The sequence below is a fragment of the Faecalibacterium sp. BCRC 81149 genome (assembly GCF_022750605.1).
In the GTDB taxonomy this organism is placed as follows: Bacteria; Bacillota; Clostridia; order Oscillospirales; family Ruminococcaceae; genus Faecalibacterium; species Faecalibacterium duncaniae.
Genome location: NZ_QXJA01000001.1, coordinates 485197 through 499913, shown reverse-complemented (window position 1 = coordinate 499913; position 14717 = coordinate 485197). Strand labels below are relative to the sequence as shown.

At 58.6% G+C, this 14717-nt stretch carries 15 protein-coding genes; 9 read left to right on the top strand and 6 right to left on the bottom strand.

The genetic code is table 11. The features are described 5' to 3' along the window. The first annotated feature begins 174 nt into the window (after window positions 1-174). The 5 genes from D3F01_RS02465 to mgsA all read left to right on the top strand — a co-directional run bounded on the left by D3F01_RS02465 (window position 175) and on the right by mgsA (window position 5465). Entirely contained in the window at window positions 175-1197 is a 1023-nt protein-coding gene (locus D3F01_RS02465; RefSeq protein WP_005932353.1) for a rod shape-determining protein, read from the top strand. Window positions 1198-1263: 66 nt separating this feature from the next. Then, the gene (gene mreC / locus D3F01_RS02460) at window positions 1264-2094 is read left to right on the top strand and encodes a rod shape-determining protein MreC (RefSeq protein ID WP_223453870.1); all 831 of its coding nucleotides are present in this window, start codon (window positions 1264-1266) and stop codon (window positions 2092-2094) included. Between the two features lie 12 nt (window positions 2095-2106). After that, window positions 2107-2640: a rod shape-determining protein MreD gene (mreD, locus tag D3F01_RS02455; protein WP_242885830.1), complete on the top strand. Its 534-nt coding sequence runs from the start codon at window positions 2107-2109 to the stop codon at window positions 2638-2640. Window positions 2641-2666: 26 nt separating this feature from the next. Further along, entirely contained in the window at window positions 2667-4889 is a 2223-nt protein-coding gene (locus D3F01_RS02450) for a penicillin-binding transpeptidase domain-containing protein (protein ID WP_242885829.1), read from the top strand. A 171-nt stretch (window positions 4890-5060) separates the two neighbouring features. Continuing rightward, window positions 5061-5465, top strand: a complete 405-nt coding sequence (gene mgsA, locus D3F01_RS02445; protein ID WP_097770635.1) for a methylglyoxal synthase — start codon at window positions 5061-5063, stop codon at window positions 5463-5465. Window positions 5466-5544: 79 nt separating this feature from the next. On the opposite strand, the gene D3F01_RS02440 is transcribed toward mgsA, so the two are convergent. The 4 genes from D3F01_RS02440 to D3F01_RS02425 all read right to left on the bottom strand — a co-directional run bounded on the left by D3F01_RS02440 (window position 5545) and on the right by D3F01_RS02425 (window position 8792). Next, window positions 5545-6057 (bottom strand): nitroreductase family protein, encoded by a 513-nt coding sequence (locus D3F01_RS02440; protein WP_097770636.1) that lies wholly within the window; start codon window positions 6055-6057, stop codon window positions 5545-5547. A 96-nt stretch (window positions 6058-6153) separates the two neighbouring features. After that, on the bottom strand, window positions 6154-7050 hold the full coding sequence (locus tag D3F01_RS02435; protein WP_242885828.1) for a hypothetical protein: 897 nt from the start codon (window positions 7048-7050) through the stop codon (window positions 6154-6156). Then, window positions 7047-7844 carry a DUF975 family protein gene (locus D3F01_RS02430; RefSeq protein WP_242885826.1) on the bottom strand — a complete coding sequence of 266 codons (798 nt, stop codon included), beginning with the start codon at window positions 7842-7844 and terminating at the stop codon, window positions 7047-7049. The genes D3F01_RS02435 and D3F01_RS02430 overlap by 4 nt, the downstream gene beginning before the upstream one ends. A 117-nt stretch (window positions 7845-7961) precedes the next feature. Further along, on the bottom strand, window positions 7962-8792 hold the full coding sequence (locus D3F01_RS02425) for an AraC family transcriptional regulator (RefSeq protein WP_223453879.1): 831 nt from the start codon (window positions 8790-8792) through the stop codon (window positions 7962-7964). Window positions 8793-9007: 215 nt separating this feature from the next. Here D3F01_RS02425 and D3F01_RS02420 point away from each other — a divergent pair, with 215 nt between their 5' ends. The 4 genes from D3F01_RS02420 (at window position 9008) to D3F01_RS02405 (ending at window position 13797) form a co-directional block, all read left to right on the top strand. After that, a complete protein-coding gene (locus D3F01_RS02420) occupies window positions 9008-10396 on the top strand; it encodes a glycoside-pentoside-hexuronide (GPH):cation symporter (protein ID WP_242885824.1) in 1389 nt (462 codons plus the stop codon). After that, window positions 10397-11152, top strand: coding sequence for an alpha/beta fold hydrolase (locus D3F01_RS02415; protein WP_097770641.1), 756 nt, complete (start codon window positions 10397-10399; stop codon window positions 11150-11152). 12 nt (window positions 11153-11164) lie between these two features. Next, window positions 11165-13090, top strand: coding sequence for a bilirubin reductase, long form (gene bilR, locus D3F01_RS02410; RefSeq protein WP_242885822.1), 1926 nt, complete (start codon window positions 11165-11167; stop codon window positions 13088-13090). Window positions 13091-13320: 230 nt separating this feature from the next. Further along, window positions 13321-13797, top strand: coding sequence for a hypothetical protein (locus D3F01_RS02405; protein WP_156182308.1), 477 nt, complete (start codon window positions 13321-13323; stop codon window positions 13795-13797). A gap of 149 nt (window positions 13798-13946) precedes the next feature. On the opposite strand, the gene D3F01_RS02400 is transcribed toward D3F01_RS02405, so the two are convergent. Then, complete coding sequence (locus tag D3F01_RS02400; RefSeq protein ID WP_097770644.1) at window positions 13947-14306, bottom strand: DUF2500 domain-containing protein; 360 nt, start codon at window positions 14304-14306, stop codon at window positions 13947-13949. 1 nt (window position 14307) lies between these two features. Continuing rightward, entirely contained in the window at window positions 14308-14655 is a 348-nt protein-coding gene (locus tag D3F01_RS02395; protein ID WP_242885820.1) for a DUF6054 family protein, read from the bottom strand. Window positions 14656-14717 lie beyond the last annotated feature (62 nt).

Here is a 14717-nt window from a genome sequence, read left to right as displayed (position 1 = left end):
GGCGGAATGCACAGAAAAATGAAAAATACGGAAAAACTTGACAAAACGCTTGAGAAAACGTTGACTTGCGGCTATAATAGAAACGTGTTATTCTGCGATAGGCGGTCAAACCCTGTGGAGTTTGGGCTGCTGTGCGTTTTGGAATAGACCGGAAATACGAAGGAGAGCTTCATTATGAGTTTTTTGTCAAAGGACGTTGGCGTTGATCTGGGTACTGCCAATACCCTGGTTTACATGAAGGGCAAGGGCATCATCATGCGGGAGCCTTCGGTCGTGGCTGTGGATACCAAGACCGATGAGGTGCGCTGCGTGGGTGCTGAGGCAAAGGCTGTCATCGGCCGTACCCCCGGCAGCATTGTGGCAGTCCGTCCCCTGAAGGATGGTGTCATCGCCGATTTCGATATCACGGCAAATATGCTGGAGAACTTCCTGAAAAAGGCCTGCGGCAACAGCATGTTCTCCCGCCCCCGCGTGGTCATCTGCATTCCCTCGGGCGTGACCGAGGTGGAGCGCCGTGCTGTGCGTGAGGCGACCCTCAAGGCCGGTGCCCGTCAGGTCTCCGTCATCGAGGAGCCTATGGCTGCTGCCATCGGCGCGGGCCTGCCCATCAGCGAGCCCACCGGCAGCATGATCGTGGACATCGGCGGCGGCACCGCTGAGATCGCAGTTATCTCTCTGGGCGGCATCGTGGCCTCCCGCAGCGTCCGGATGGCCGGTGATATGTTCGATCAGGCCATCATCGCTTTCATCAAGCGCAAGTATAACCTGCTCATCGGTGAGCGTACCGCCGAGCAGATCAAGATCGAGATCGGCTCTGCCTACCCCATGGACCCTGAGATGACCATGGAGATCAAGGGCCGCAACCTGGTGGACGGCCTGCCCAAGAACATCGTCGTCCACTCTGAGGATGTGCGCGAGGCCCTGCTGGAGTGCCTGGTCAAGATCACCAGCGCCATCAAGGAGACCCTGGAGCGCACCCCGCCTGAGCTGAGTGCCGATATCATCGACCACGGCATCACCCTGACCGGCGGCGGTGCCCTGCTGCGGGGCCTGGATCAGCTGATCCAGAGCGAGACCGGCATTGATGTCCATGTTGCGGAGGACCCGTTGGATTGCGTGGCCAAGGGTGCCGGTGCGGTGCTGGATCATGTGGATGTTCTGCACGATGTGCTGGACACCGATGGAGCTCACATGTAACGATGTAACAGAGGGTGCGGACGGCTCTGGGCTGTCCGCGCCCTTTTGCAATCGGAGGAAAACCCCTTGAAAGACTTTTTCGATACCTGGAAATTCAAGATCCTGGTGGGCATCGCGGTGTTTCTGGTGGGCATCATGGCCTACGCCGGTGCCAACGGCCGCCTGACTGCCGCTCCGCAGGAGCTGCTGAGCGTGGCGGCTGCTCCATTCCAGAAAGTGGCTGCTGTGGTCAGCGGCGGCGTGGCCTCCCTGTGGGAAAAGTACACCAGCATCGATGACGTGATGGCTGAGAACGAGACGCTCAAGGCCGAAAACGCCGAGCTGCGCCAGCAGATGGTGGATTACGACCGCGTCAAGGCCGAGAACCAAGCCTACAAGGCACTGGAAAGCATCCAGAGCCAGCGGCCTGAGATGAGCTATCTTTCCAGCTTTGTCATTGGCCGAGATCCGTTGGATTCCTTTTATGGCTTCACACTGGACCGCGGCACGCTGGACGGCGTGGCCGTCAACGATGCCGTGGTCAGCGACCAGGGCTACCTGCTGGGCATGGTGGTGGAGGCCGAGCCCACCAGCTGCAAGGTAATGACCATTCTTCACCCCAACTTCAACGCAGCGGGCGTGGTATCCCGCACCCGTGACAACGGCATCGTCACCGGCAGCTCCGAATACGCCGCCGATGGCCTGTGCGTGCTGACCAACCTTGCGCGCAACACTCTGACGGAGAAAAGCGACCAGGTGATCACCACCGGGCTGGGCGGGGTGTTCCCGGCTGACCTGCTGGTGGGCGTGGTACAGGAACTGGTGCCCGAGGTCAGCGGCAAATCGACCATTGCTGTCATCAAACCCGGCACCGACCCCCGCACGGTGCGCCATGCGTTCATCATTACCAGTTTCTGAGGAGGGACCCTGATGGAATCACGCCGGAAACGCAGCCGGGGCCAGATCGTCAAATGGATCTGCTATGTGCTGCTGGGCCTTCTTTGTGCTGTTTTGCAGACCACGCCCGGGCTGTTCCAGTTCGGGGCGGCAAAGCCGCTCTGGCTGCTGCCGCTGGCGCTGGCGGTCGCCGTGTTTGAGGGCGAGTTCGCCGGGGCTGTCTTTGGGGCGGTCTGCGGTCTGATGTGGGACTGGCTGGCCGGGCGCACCGTGGGCATGCTGGCGCTGGAGCTGCTGCTGCTCTGCTTTGCCGTTTCGGCGGTGATGCAGCTCTACTTCAAGAATTCGGCCGCAAACTTTGCACTCATTGCGTCTGCTGCCGCCCTGCTGGTGCTCACGCTGGACTGGCTGTTTTTCTACTACATGCCCGGTTACAGCGGCGCGGCCAGCCGCTGGCTGTGGTTCGTGCTGCCCACGGCGGCGCTCTCGGTGCCCGTCTGCTTCCCTCTGTTCGGGGTCGTGCGCCGCATCCACGAAGAATTTAAGATCGACAACGGCGTGGTGTAACGCACCCCGCGCCGGAAGGAGAATCCATGAACCAAGAAGAACGGAAAACCGCCATCCGGCGGATGTGTGTTCTCGTTGCCGCCGCCTGCATCCTCATGCTGCTGTACGGGCTGCGGCTCATCTTTTTGCAGCTGGTCAACGGGGATGATTTCAGATCCCAGGCCACCAACACCACCGACTACAAGTTTACGGTCACGGCGGCACGCGGTGACATTGTGGACAGCCGGGGGGAGCGCATTGCCACCAGCGTCACGGGCTACAATGTGGTGCTCAACAAGCTGCTGATGGGAGACGAAGATCTGGACGGGATGCTCCAGAAGATCGTCGAGTTGCTGCGCGCCAACGGTGAGAACTGGAACGATACCCTGCTCATCAGCCAGCCGGATGCAGCGGGCAATTATACCTTTACCGCCGAAGAGGGCAGCACCAGGGATCAGAAAGCCCTTGCCGCCATGAAGGACAACCTTGGTTTACAACAGTACGCAACGGCCAATGATGTGATGGAGAAGCTGGTGGAGGACTACGACCTTGCCAGCTATCCGCTGAGCTGGCAGCGCACGCTGGGCGGTATCCATTACGAGATGCAGCTGCAGGCGTTTTCCAATGTGAACAACTTTATCATGGCGGAAAACGTCAGCGAGGCCACCGTGGCGACCATCAAGGAGCACAGCCTCTCGCTGCCGGGTGTGGAGATCGTGGAAACGAGTACCCGCAGCTATGAGCAATCCACGGTGCTGCCCCATGTCCTGGGCCGGGTGGGCAAGATCACCGCTGAAAAGTGGAAGGTGACCGATGAAAATGGCCAGACCACCTACCCTCTGCGCGAAAAAGGCTACAACATGAACGACATCATCGGCATTTCGGGCCTGGAATCGGCTTACGAGGAAGAACTGCGGGGCAAGGATGGCGTGGAGACCATCACCCGCAACTCCGATGGGGTCATTGTGGATACGGCCCTGACCACTGTGCCCGAGCCGGGCCACACCGTGCAGCTGACCATCGACAGCCGGTTCCAGAAGGCGGTGGACAAGGCACTGGCCGAGAACATCGACATGATCAACCGGGTCTACAACACCGGCAGCATGAAAGCTGCCGCCGGTGCCGCCGTGGTGCTGGATGTGAAGGACGGCAGTGTGCTGGCCGCATCCAATTATCCCAGCTTTGACCAGAACCTGTATGCCACCCAGTACAGCGAGTACAGCGCGGACGAGAGTCTGCCCCTGTTCAACCGGGCGCTGCAGGGCCTGTACACCCCCGGCTCCACCTTCAAGCCTGCCGTGGCCGTGGCTGCGCTGGATTCCGGGCTCATCAACCAGTACTCCACGGTGTTCTGCAACGGCGTGTACACCTTTTATAAAGGGTACAGCCCCCGCTGCACCCGCCATGGCCACAGCGGCAACATTGATGTGGTCACGGCCATCAAGTGGAGCTGCAACGTCTTTTTCTACGATGTGGGCCGCCGCCTGACCAGTGATGTTTACGATGCCTACGCCTATAAGCTGGGCCTTGGCCAGCGCACCGGCGTGGAGGTCAGTGAGGCTGTGGGCCACCTGACCTCCAAGAACGACTCCAACTATATGGAGTCACTGGACGTTCAGGCAGCCATCGGTCAGGGCAACACGGTGGTCACGCCCATCCAGCTGGCCACCTATGCTGCAACGCTGGCCAACAACGGAACCCGCTACCGCACCCATTTTGTCAAGGCGATCCTGGATTCCAACACCGGCGAGGTGATCAGCGAGACCCAGCCCGAGGTGATGGATATCATCGAGGGCACCGGCAACACCTTTGAGCTGGTGCGGCAGGGGATGCGGCAGGTGCCCAGCACCATTACCAACAGCAAGATCAGCAGCTACCCCATTGCCATTGCCTGTAAGACCGGCACCCCTCAGCGCAGTGAGACCTACGCCCCGGGCAAGCACTACCTGAACGCTATGATGGTGGCCTATCTGCCCGCCGATGACCCGCAGATCGCCATTGGCATCACCATTGAGTACGGCGGCTACGGTGCCCGAACCGGCGATCTGGTGGTGGACATTGCCAACGCCTACTTCGCCATGCAGGACGGCACCCTGAATGAGGATGGCACCATCGGAAAGCAGGAGACCGCCGCAGACAGCACTTCTGCTGCCCAGACTGCCCCCGCTCAGACCGAAACCGGCGCGGATACGGCCACAGATCCCGCCGCAGGCACCACGGATGCTGCTCAGGAGACCGCACCTGCCGGGCAGGACGCTTTAGACAATTGAAGAGAGATAAAACGCTGAAACGCTGAAACGCTTCTTTTGGTGAAATTTGGCGCTTTTTTCCGAAAAAAGTATGAAGTTTGTCTAAAAAACGGTTGTAAAAGAACGGAAACTGTGATACTATGATATATGCAAGAAAAATGCCCACTGGCGAAACAAAGGAGAGGTTGACCGATGACGATTGCACTGATTGCGCATGACTCCAAAAAAGAGCTGATGGTTCAGTTCTGTACGGCGTATTGCCGGATTTTGAGCCAGCATAAATTGGTGGCTACGGGTACCACCGGCAAGCTGATCTCCGAGGCAACGGGTCTGCAGATCCAGCGCTTTCTGGCAGGTGTTCAGGGCGGTGATCAGCAGATCGCATCCCGCATTGCCTGCAATGAGGTCGATCTGCTCCTGTTCTTCCGCGATCCGATCAACGCAAAGCCCAGCGAACCCAACGAGATGACCCTGCTGCGCCTGTGTGATGTGCATAACATCCCGCTGGCCACCAACATTGCCACCGCGGAGGTGCTCATCCACGGTCTGGAACGTGGAGATCTGGATTGGCGGGATATCGTCCACCCGCAGAACTGAAAACTGAAAATAAAACGCAAGCCCCCGCATGTTGGCCGAAAAACCAACGTGCGGGGGCTTTTTTGCATCCCTGTGATGGTTACAGGAAGGTGACGGTTTCGGACAGAGGTTTGCGGGAGCTGTGGTTGGGCAGGGGGCCTGCACCCTCGGCAGCGTGGCCCAGATCAAGGAGCAGCACGATCTCCTCGTTTTCGGGCAAACCCAGCGCGTTTGCCAGCTTGTCCGGGTCAAAAAAGTTGACCCAGCAGCTGTCTACGCCTGCATTGGCAGCGCCCAGCAGCAGGTGGGTGGCCACGATGGCGGCATCCTCCATGCCGGAGTTCATCCGCTCGCCGGGGTAAGTAAAGGTGTGGTTCTTGTCATAGGCGACCACCAGACAAACGGGGGCACCGTAGCGGCAGGGAGTGGCAGCATCGATCTTTGCCAGCCCTTCTTCGGACTGAACGACGTAGATGCGCTGTTCCTGGGTGTTCTTGGCGGTGGGTGCCAGCCGACCGGCTTCCAGAATGGTGTGGAGTGCCGCGGCATCTACCTTGCCTGTACCAAAATTTTTGCAGGAATACCGCTGTGCAATAAGCTGAGTGAATTCCATAACGATCTCCTCCTGACTTGGATTGGACGGAACAGAGCGCCGCTTGCAAGTGCTCTGTTATGCTGATTATACCACACTGCGCCGGTGGTGCAACCCTTAAAAGAGGTCCAGCATGTTGTCCAGATAGATCGCCTCCCGGACGTGGATCTGATACTCCGGCCGGGTCAGATAATAGAGCAGAAACTCCAGCACCAGCGCGCTGCCCAGCCCGCGCCCTTCCAGTTTGAAATTGGAAAAACCCAACGGCAGATAGCGCTCCCGGATGTCCGCAGTGCCGATGAACCCGGGGTTTTCCATCGCCTTGGAAAAGCGGTAGCCCTCCTGCGCGCCGGGGGCAGTGCACCGATGTTCGCAGACCTCCCCCAGATTTTTGCGGCTGACGGCTTCGTAGCAGCGCCTGCGCTCGGTGCAGCCGAACCAGCAGCACTCGTTGCAGAGAAATTCTACCTTGTCCTTTTCGGGCTGGGAGAGTGCATTCAGGACATCGAAGGACTTGTTCAGCCGGAAGTCCGGCACGACATACCGAAACTCCGGCCGCCGGACCTCTGCCTGAAACGCCTGAAAATCCGTCAGGACCTTGGTGGTGGAGGATACGAGATAAAGCTCCGGGTAATGCTGCTGCAGGTAGTTCAAAAGCAGCTCGGAGTGGACGATGACCCCATTCTGCACAGTGCCCCGCTGGGCAAACTGCTGACACACTGCGTTGCATTTCCGGTCTGAGAGGTGCTCCGGGCGGAGCAGGGAATTGCTGAATGTGAGCCGGGCAGAGATGCCGTATTCCTGGGTCAGAGCCAGAACTTCGGCGGGGGAGTGCTCCCCGGCCTCCACGCGGCCCCCGCCCCAGATGCAGTCCGGCGGCGCGCCGTAGATGGAGCCGATCTCGCACCAGTCATAAAAATATTCCCGGTGCTCCCGGAACAGGGGCAGGAACAGGCGGTAGAGCTCGTAGAACTCGAACAGTCCGGGCAGGTGATAGCAGGCGGTGTGTTTCATTCTCGGATTTCCTCGGTGTCAGAAGGTGCAGCGGTGATATCCCGGTAAAAGATCGCCCAGGCCGCTTCCTCGTAGGGGTGCAGAAAGAAGAAGCCGGCGCTCAGCGGGATGGACAGCAGGATCAGCAGAACAAGGACCGTATCCGCCGAGTGGGTAAAGGCAAAGACGAGAGAGAAACCAATCAGCATGGGCAGGGTGCAGAGCAGCTCCCAGCCCAGAAAGCTGAGATCGAGGCAGAACAGCCGCCACTTGTTGCCGTCCATGATGCGCCGGGATTCAGTGATGGCTTCGTTGGCCGTCAGGCCGGGGTGCTCGGCCATGATATAGGGGGTCATGGCATAGCTGTAGGCTTTTACCACGCCGGGGATGAACAGCAGCAGCGACCAGAGCGCCACATAAAGCCCCTGCAGGAAATTCATGCAGAAGCCGTCCCACAGGCGGTGCTTCTGGGAAGCGAGGTCGGAGAGGGCAGCGTCCCTGCCGTCTGCAAGGTTCAGGTTGAACCGGGCGTAGCCCAGCCGCGCCGCACCGCTCACGATGACGGTGAACACTGCCCAGGCAAGGATGCAGACCACGAGAACCGCCAGCACGCCGCCGCTGCCGGTAGAAAGCAGCCCGGCAACCCCCGGGGTGTCGCCATTGGCGTTCTGGCTCATGTTGGAGATGACCCTGTCTGAGCTGCTCACAATGTTGGCTCCCAGCAAACTGGCGATCAGTCCGGCCAGAACAGCTGTCTTCCATCTGCCACGCAGGGCATCCAGCGCAAGGGCACGATAATCAGCAGAAAGTTTCATAGAGCTTCCCTCCTGTCAGCAATGGAGATCGTTCGTTGAAAAACGGCAGCTGCCGTTTTATACAGGATACGTTTCAGTCTGCACAAAAATTGCAGCCGGGACTTCTTTTGCAAAGGTTCATCCCCGGGCATCCTGCCGGGTGGTGCTGAAATATTCCTTGGGTGTCATGCCGTACTCCTTTTTAAAGGCGCGGAAAAAGTGGTTGTAGCCCCCAAAGCCGCTGGTCTTGTACACCTCGGTGATGGGCAGGCCCTGCTCAATGAGGGTGCAGCAGCGGTCCAGCCGGGCCTTTACGATGTAGCGGTGCACGGTCTGGCCGGTCTGGCGTTTGAATTCCCGGGCAATATGCTCCCGGGAGACGAAAAACTCCTTTTCCAGACGATCCAACGTCAGTTCCTCGGTGAGGTGCGCCTGAATAAACAGGAATACCTCATCCAGCATCAGGTGGTGGCGGCTGACCGAAGCGGTGTGGAATTCGGCATGGATGCAGGCACGCAGTGCCAGCACCACGAACATCTGCAGGATGCCGTGCTCGAACGCCGCCGCGCCGAACTGGCTGCTCTCCTGGGGGAGCACCAGCAGTTTCCGGGCAAGATTCTTCAGCAGCATATAGATCTGGCTGTCCGGCCGGACAGCCACCTGCCGGAAGGGCACCACGTTGAAGCTTTTTTCAAAGTCAGTGTCCTCATCCGACAACTGCGCCAGCATCTGGGGAGACAACTGCACCCGGATGATCTCCAGCGGGCCGTAGGTTCCGGCATATTCCAGCCTGCCGCCCTGCCCGGGCTTGAGGATGATCAGGTTCTGCTGCTGGGCGGGCAGCACCACCTCGCTGCACCGGAACACACCGCTGCCCCGGATGACCAGAAACAGGTCATAATACGCGCCGGAAAAGAATTCCCGAACCGTGCTTTGTTCAAAAAGATAACGTTTGGCTGTATAATTCACCAAAATTTCCTCCGTGGAACTGTCAGATGCGACAATTTGTTGTACACAACTGAAAAGTACAACTGTCATAATTGCATAATACATCAATTTGCGATAGTTTTCAATCATTTTTTGGATATGCTTTGACGCAAAATTAACGTATAATACAATTGAAGAGAAGAGGCTTGTGTGAAAAGCCTCGTGGTTTCATCTGTTTTTAAGGAGGATAAAACGCAATGGACCAGAAAAAGACCGTTCGGCCCTTCTCCATGAAGGACAAGATCGGCTATACACTGGGCGATCTGGGCTGCTGCTTCACGGAGCAGTACCGCGCCATGTATCTGTCGATCTTCTACACCCTGATCCTGCAGGTCAACCCCTTCCATGTGGGTATCCTGCTGCTGGTCACCAAGATCTGGGATGCCGTCAATGACCCCATCATCGGTGCAATCGTGGACTCCCGCAAGGCCACCAAGGGCGGCAAGTTCATCCCGTGGATCCGCGCTTTCTCGTTCCCCATGGCAGTGCTCTGTGTGCTGGGCTTTGTCAATGTGGGCAACATCAACTACGGCCTGCGTCTGGCTTACATGTTCATCACCTATGTGCTGTATGAGGCACTGTACACCTGCGTCAACGTGCCCTTCGGCACCCTGTCCAGCGTGATGACCGATGATGTGAGCCAGCGCACCGCCCTGTCCCGCTACCGCAGCCTGGGCGGCACCATCTTCATGACCGTCATGGTCATGATCGGCCCCCTGTTCCTGTATGTGGACAACAAGCCCGTGGCTGGCCGCTTCCTGATGCTGGCCTGCATCTGCGCCCTGCTGGGCCTGCTGTGCCTGCAGATCACCTGCGTGTGGTGCAAGGAGCGTGTGGAAGTGCCTGAGCGTCCGCAGGGCGAAAAGCTGAACTACCTGCATGTTCTCAAGGAGATCTCTCACAACAAGGCTCTGCTGGGCGTGATGTTCTTCAGCCTGACCGGCATGATCGGTGCATCTGTGGTCAACGGCCTGAACACCTACCTGTACAAGGACTTCTTCGGCAACGTCAAGATCCAGGCCGTTTCCGGTATGCTCAGCGTGCTGTATGCAGTGCTCTCCTTTGCCATCACCCAGCCTCTGGCCAACAAGTTCGGCAAGAAGGAGTGGTGCTGCATGGGTGCCGGCTTTGCCGCCATCGTGTTCGGCATCCTGTTCTTCTTCCCCGTCCATAACCCCGTGGCCTTCATCGTCATCAACGGTATCTGCTATCTGGGCGCTTCCGGCATGCAGGTGCTGATCTGGGCCATGGTCAACGACGCCATCGACTACCACGAGCTGCAGACCGGCGAGCGCAACGAGGGCATCGTTTACTCCACCTACTCCTTCTTCCGCAAGCTTGCAAGCGCCATTTCCGGCAGCCTGTCCAGCTTTGTGCTGGGGGCCATCGGCTACAACGTTACCGCTGGCGCTGTGCAGACCGCAGGCGTTGTGAACGCTATCTGGAAGAGCTACACCGGCGTCTACTTCCTGGGCTACGGCATTGCAGTTGCCATCCTGTTCTTCGTCTACCCCCTGACCAAGCAGAAGACTGCTGAGATGCTGACCGAGCTGAAGGCTCGCCGTGCCGCAAAGGAGAGCAAGTAAATGAAGATCTTACAGGTCCAGTTTCAAAACCGCAATGGCCACACCCTGCGCGGCATCGTGACCCTGCCTGATACGGAGGGCAAGGTGCCCTTTGTGGTGCACCTGCACGGCTTTGCCGGCAGCTGCAGCGGCTACAAGTCCATGTACACCCACCTGTCCCGCGCTTTGGCAGCGCAGGGCATCGGCAGCGCCCGGTTTGATTTCTACGGCAACGGCGAGAGTGACGGCGAGTTCGAGGATATGAGCTTCGACGGCCTGCACACCGATGCACAGGATATCTTTGCATGGGCAGCCCAGCAGCCCTATGTGGACAGCGAAAAGATGTTCCTCTCCGGCCAGAGCATGGGCGGCTACATTGCTGCCTCCTGCGCTCCGGTGATCCAGCCCCACGGCCTGATCCTGCTGTGCCCGGGCGCAGGGATGTGGTTCGGCTGCGCCCAGCGCGCCGACGGTGTGACCCAGACCGGCAAGGACTACGCCGACATGGAGGGTCTGTGCTACAAGATGGCCTTTAACTATGAGATGGCCAAGCACCCCGATCCCTTTACCGAGGCCAAGGGCTACAACGGCCCGGTGCTTCTGCTGCGGGCCGACGATGACCGTCTGGTGGACGAGGGCACCTGCAGCCGCTATGCCGAGGGCTACACCGCACCCGAGGTGGATACCATTGCAGGCGGCGGACACAACTTTGCCACGCTGACCGCTCGTGCCGCCGTGGAGGAAAAGACCGCCGCATTCATCAAAGCACATCTGTAAGGAGGCATTTGTATGGAAAACATGATCCTGCAGCCCATTGTAGTGGGTGGACAGACCTTTAAGAACCGCATCATGTTCCCCCCGCTGACCACTGGCTACGAGAAGAACGGCATGATCAGCGAGCAGGACATGGGCTTTTACACCCGTCTGGCAAAGGGCGGCGTGGGTTACATCGTTCTGGGCGATGTGGCACCCATCAACAGCTTTTCTCCCACCCCCAAGCTGTTTGACGACAGCCAGATCCCGGCCTTCAAGGAGCTGGCCGACAGCGTTCACGCCTACGGCACCAAGCTGGGTGTCCAGCTCTTCCACCCGGAGTACGATGTGGATGCCATCAACAGCCTGTTCATGCAGAAAAAGTTTGACGAGATGCGTCAGCGCCTGCATCACGATATGATGTTCTTTACCGATGAGGCCAGCGAGGAGATGCTGATGTCCATCATCGATAAGATGTGCGCCTGCGCAGTGCGTGCCCAGAAGGCCGGTGTGGATGTGATCCAGATCCACGGCGACCGCCTGAACGGCTGCCTGTGCTCCACCCGGATGAACCACCGTACCGATAAGTTCGGCGGCAGTCTGGAAAACCGGGTCCGCTTTGCCCGCATGCTGACCCGCGCCATCCGCAAGGCTGTGCCGGATATGATCATCGACTACAAGCTGTCCATCGTTACCCCGCAGCGGGGCAAGGGCGGCATCGACGAGGCCGACGCCGTGCAGTTTGCCCAGTGGCTGGTGGAGGACGGCGTGGATATGTTCCACGTTGCCCAGGCCAACCACACCGGCAACATGGCGGATACCATTCCTCCCATGGGTGTGCAGCCCTACGGCTTCTTTGTCAGGATCGCCGGGGACATCAAAAAGGCTGTCAATGTGCCGGTCAGCGCCGTGGGCCGTATCGTGGATGCCGAGATGGCAGAGCGTGTCATCGAGAGCGGCATGGCTGATATGGTGGCTGTTGGCCGTCCGTTGCTGGCAGACCCTGATTGGGGCGCAAAGATCGCTGCCGGTAAGGCCTGCGATATCCGCCGCTGCATCAGCTGCAACAAGGGCTGCACTGATGCCATCCAGAACCGCCAGTTCCTCTCCTGCGTGCTGAACGCAGAGAACGGCTACGAGAACAGCCGCAGCATCCAGCCTGCAGAGCAGAAAAAGAAGATCGCTGTCCTGGGCGGCGGCCCTGCCGGTCTGGAAGCAGCCCGTGTGGCAGCCCTGCGCGGCCATGATGTGACCCTGTTTGAAAAGACCACCTCTCTGGGCGGTCAGCTGAACATCGCCTGCGTGCCTCCCCGCAAGGAGGAGATGCGCCGCGCCGCACAGGATCTGATCCGCGCGGTCTGCAATGCCGGGGTGCACCTGTGCATGGGACAGACCCGCACGGCAGAGCAGCTGAAGGATGCCGGTTTTGAGGCTGTCATCAACGCTGTGGGTGCCCACAGCGCCGCACCCCGCATCCCCGGCATTGACAGCGTGAACGTGGCCGATGCCTGGAAGGTGCTGGCCGGTGAGCAGCAGGTCTACGGCACCGTGGCTGTCATCGGCGGCGGCATGGTGGGCTGCGAGACCGCAGAGTATCTGGCTGCCCGGGGCTGCAAGGTGTCTGTCATCGAGATGATGGACAAGATCGCAGCAGGCGAGAGCACCACCATTCTGCCTACCCTGCTGGAGAACTACAAGACCTACGGCGTGGAGCAGTACCCCGGCCACAAGGTCAAGGAGTTCCGCATGGATGCCGTTGTCTGTGAGAACAAGGACGGCGCAGAGGTGACCATCCCCTGCGATTACATCGTGCTGGCTATGGGCGCACGCTCCAACGAGTTTGACGCTGCTGCGCTGGAAGCTGCCAACATCCCGGTGTACTCCATCGGCGATGCCGCAGGCAAGGCTGCGGATATCTCCAACGCCATCCGTACCGGCTACGATACCGCCTGCCAGCTGTAAAGTAGTCTGAGATGCGCGCAGCGCATCGCCAAAAGTGCAAGCCCGGAAGGTCTGTGTGCCTTCCGGGCTTGCTTTTTTCGGGAAAAGACGTGATCATTGGCCGCCCTCTGCGATATTTTTCCGCCGGTTAAGCCTGGATATAGAAATCCGACAAAAGTTGTGTTAGAATAAGGCATCCGGGAGCGCCATGCGGAGGGCGCTCCGCTTCAACATGAAAAATGGAGGCTTTTATGAAAAAGACCTATCGCTCGTTCTTTTGTCTGCTTGCAGTGCTGCTGCTCAGTGTCAGTGCACTGCCCGCTGCCTCGGCACTGTTTTCGGAGCGGCTCTACTACTATGGTACGGTAGAAGAGATCAGCCGCGCTGCGGACGGTACAGTGGAGTCTGTACTGGTGACCGCAGAGGGGCAGGAGACCTATGAAATGGTGATCACTGAGCGCACCCAGTGGCAGGACCATGACGAAAAGACCACCTCCGATCCCGCTACCCTTGCAGTGGGGGAGCAGATCTGTGTGGTGCACGACCCTGCCGTGATGATGTCGCTGCCGCCGCAGTCGGTGGCTTATACCGTCATCCGCAATTTCCCCGCAGGCACGGATCTGGAGCAGGAAGCCCGCGACGCTGCCTGCCCGGTGAAGCAGTTCTTCGCCCGGACCCGCAAGGCCATTGAGGACTGGTTCTACCAGACCATGCCCATTGCGGAGTGAATCTGACTGCATCGTAAAAAAGGAAAAACATCTGCTGCCCCGCGTCGGAGGCTGTTACGTCCGGCAAAGGGGCGGCAGATGTTTTTTTGTGTGTAATCCTGCCTTGTTCAACTTACGATTCATCCAGTTGGGCAGCAGTGCAGAAACACTCAGTTCCGCTGGAACCCAAGATAGCGGGTACCCTGAAAACTCAGCTTTCCAATGTCGCCCTCCACAAGCATCCCATACTCTGAGCCGTCTACGGTAAGTTCCATACGGTCGCCACTCTCTACCTGAAAGGTCACATAATAGGTGGTAAACGTATGCATCATCGTGTTGTCCGTGTGGTGATGAGAGACCTCCGTGCGCTTTGCCACTACCGCTGCCGGAACGGTGAGCCGCGGCGAATGGTTGTTTTTATTCCATGTGCGGATATTTCCGATGATGGTGTATAGGATCATGCCCAGAACCACAAGGAACAGGATGGGAAACAGGATGCTGAACAACAGATCAAATCCAGCGAAAAACATCTTACTCCTCCAAAATTTCTTCCAGCAGTCCCTTTACGTCCTCCAAAAAGGATTCCTCTCCAAGGGTGTTCACTTTGAAGAACACCGCCTGACTGCCGCCTGCGGTGATGGCGGATAACCGGATCGGGCTGTCCCCGTTCTGAAACATGGTCAGCGTCAGACTCAGGCGATTACCGCCCATCACGCTGTACCGTTCAAAGACGCGGACGCTGCACCGGGCATCGCCCTCTTTGAAATCACTTCCGGCTTCCAGCTTTGCCGACCAGCTGCTGGCCGGAATTTCGTTTTCCAACTTCCAGAGCAGCTGATCAAATTTCTTGTTTTGAATGGTCTTTTCAAAGATCGCCATAATGGTTCCTCCGTTTTACCAACAAAATTCGGTCCCTTATCCTTAATACGAACGAACCCGCA

What these genes read in the sequence shown, in the direction of transcription:
- D3F01_RS02400 (WP_097770644.1), bottom strand. Translation starts at nt 14,306, where the DNA reads ATGTTTTTCGCTGGATTTGATCTGTTGTTCAGCATCCTGTTTCCCATC.
- mreD (WP_242885830.1), top strand. Translation starts at nt 2,107, where the DNA reads ATGGAATCACGCCGGAAACGCAGCCGGGGCCAGATCGTCAAATGGATC.
- D3F01_RS02405 (WP_156182308.1), top strand. Translation starts at nt 13,321, where the DNA reads ATGAAAAAGACCTATCGCTCGTTCTTTTGTCTGCTTGCAGTGCTGCTG.
- D3F01_RS02430 (WP_242885826.1), bottom strand. Translation starts at nt 7,844, where the DNA reads ATGAAACTTTCTGCTGATTATCGTGCCCTTGCGCTGGATGCCCTGCGT.
- mgsA (WP_097770635.1), top strand. Translation starts at nt 5,061, where the DNA reads ATGACGATTGCACTGATTGCGCATGACTCCAAAAAAGAGCTGATGGTT.
- D3F01_RS02435 (WP_242885828.1), bottom strand. Translation starts at nt 7,050, where the DNA reads ATGAAACACACCGCCTGCTATCACCTGCCCGGACTGTTCGAGTTCTAC.
- D3F01_RS02465 (WP_005932353.1), top strand. Translation starts at nt 175, where the DNA reads ATGAGTTTTTTGTCAAAGGACGTTGGCGTTGATCTGGGTACTGCCAAT.
- bilR (WP_242885822.1), top strand. Translation starts at nt 11,165, where the DNA reads ATGGAAAACATGATCCTGCAGCCCATTGTAGTGGGTGGACAGACCTTT.
- D3F01_RS02420 (WP_242885824.1), top strand. Translation starts at nt 9,008, where the DNA reads ATGGACCAGAAAAAGACCGTTCGGCCCTTCTCCATGAAGGACAAGATC.
- D3F01_RS02415 (WP_097770641.1), top strand. Translation starts at nt 10,397, where the DNA reads ATGAAGATCTTACAGGTCCAGTTTCAAAACCGCAATGGCCACACCCTG.
- D3F01_RS02450 (WP_242885829.1), top strand. Translation starts at nt 2,667, where the DNA reads ATGAACCAAGAAGAACGGAAAACCGCCATCCGGCGGATGTGTGTTCTC.
- D3F01_RS02395 (WP_242885820.1), bottom strand. Translation starts at nt 14,655, where the DNA reads ATGGCGATCTTTGAAAAGACCATTCAAAACAAGAAATTTGATCAGCTG.
- D3F01_RS02440 (WP_097770636.1), bottom strand. Translation starts at nt 6,057, where the DNA reads ATGGAATTCACTCAGCTTATTGCACAGCGGTATTCCTGCAAAAATTTT.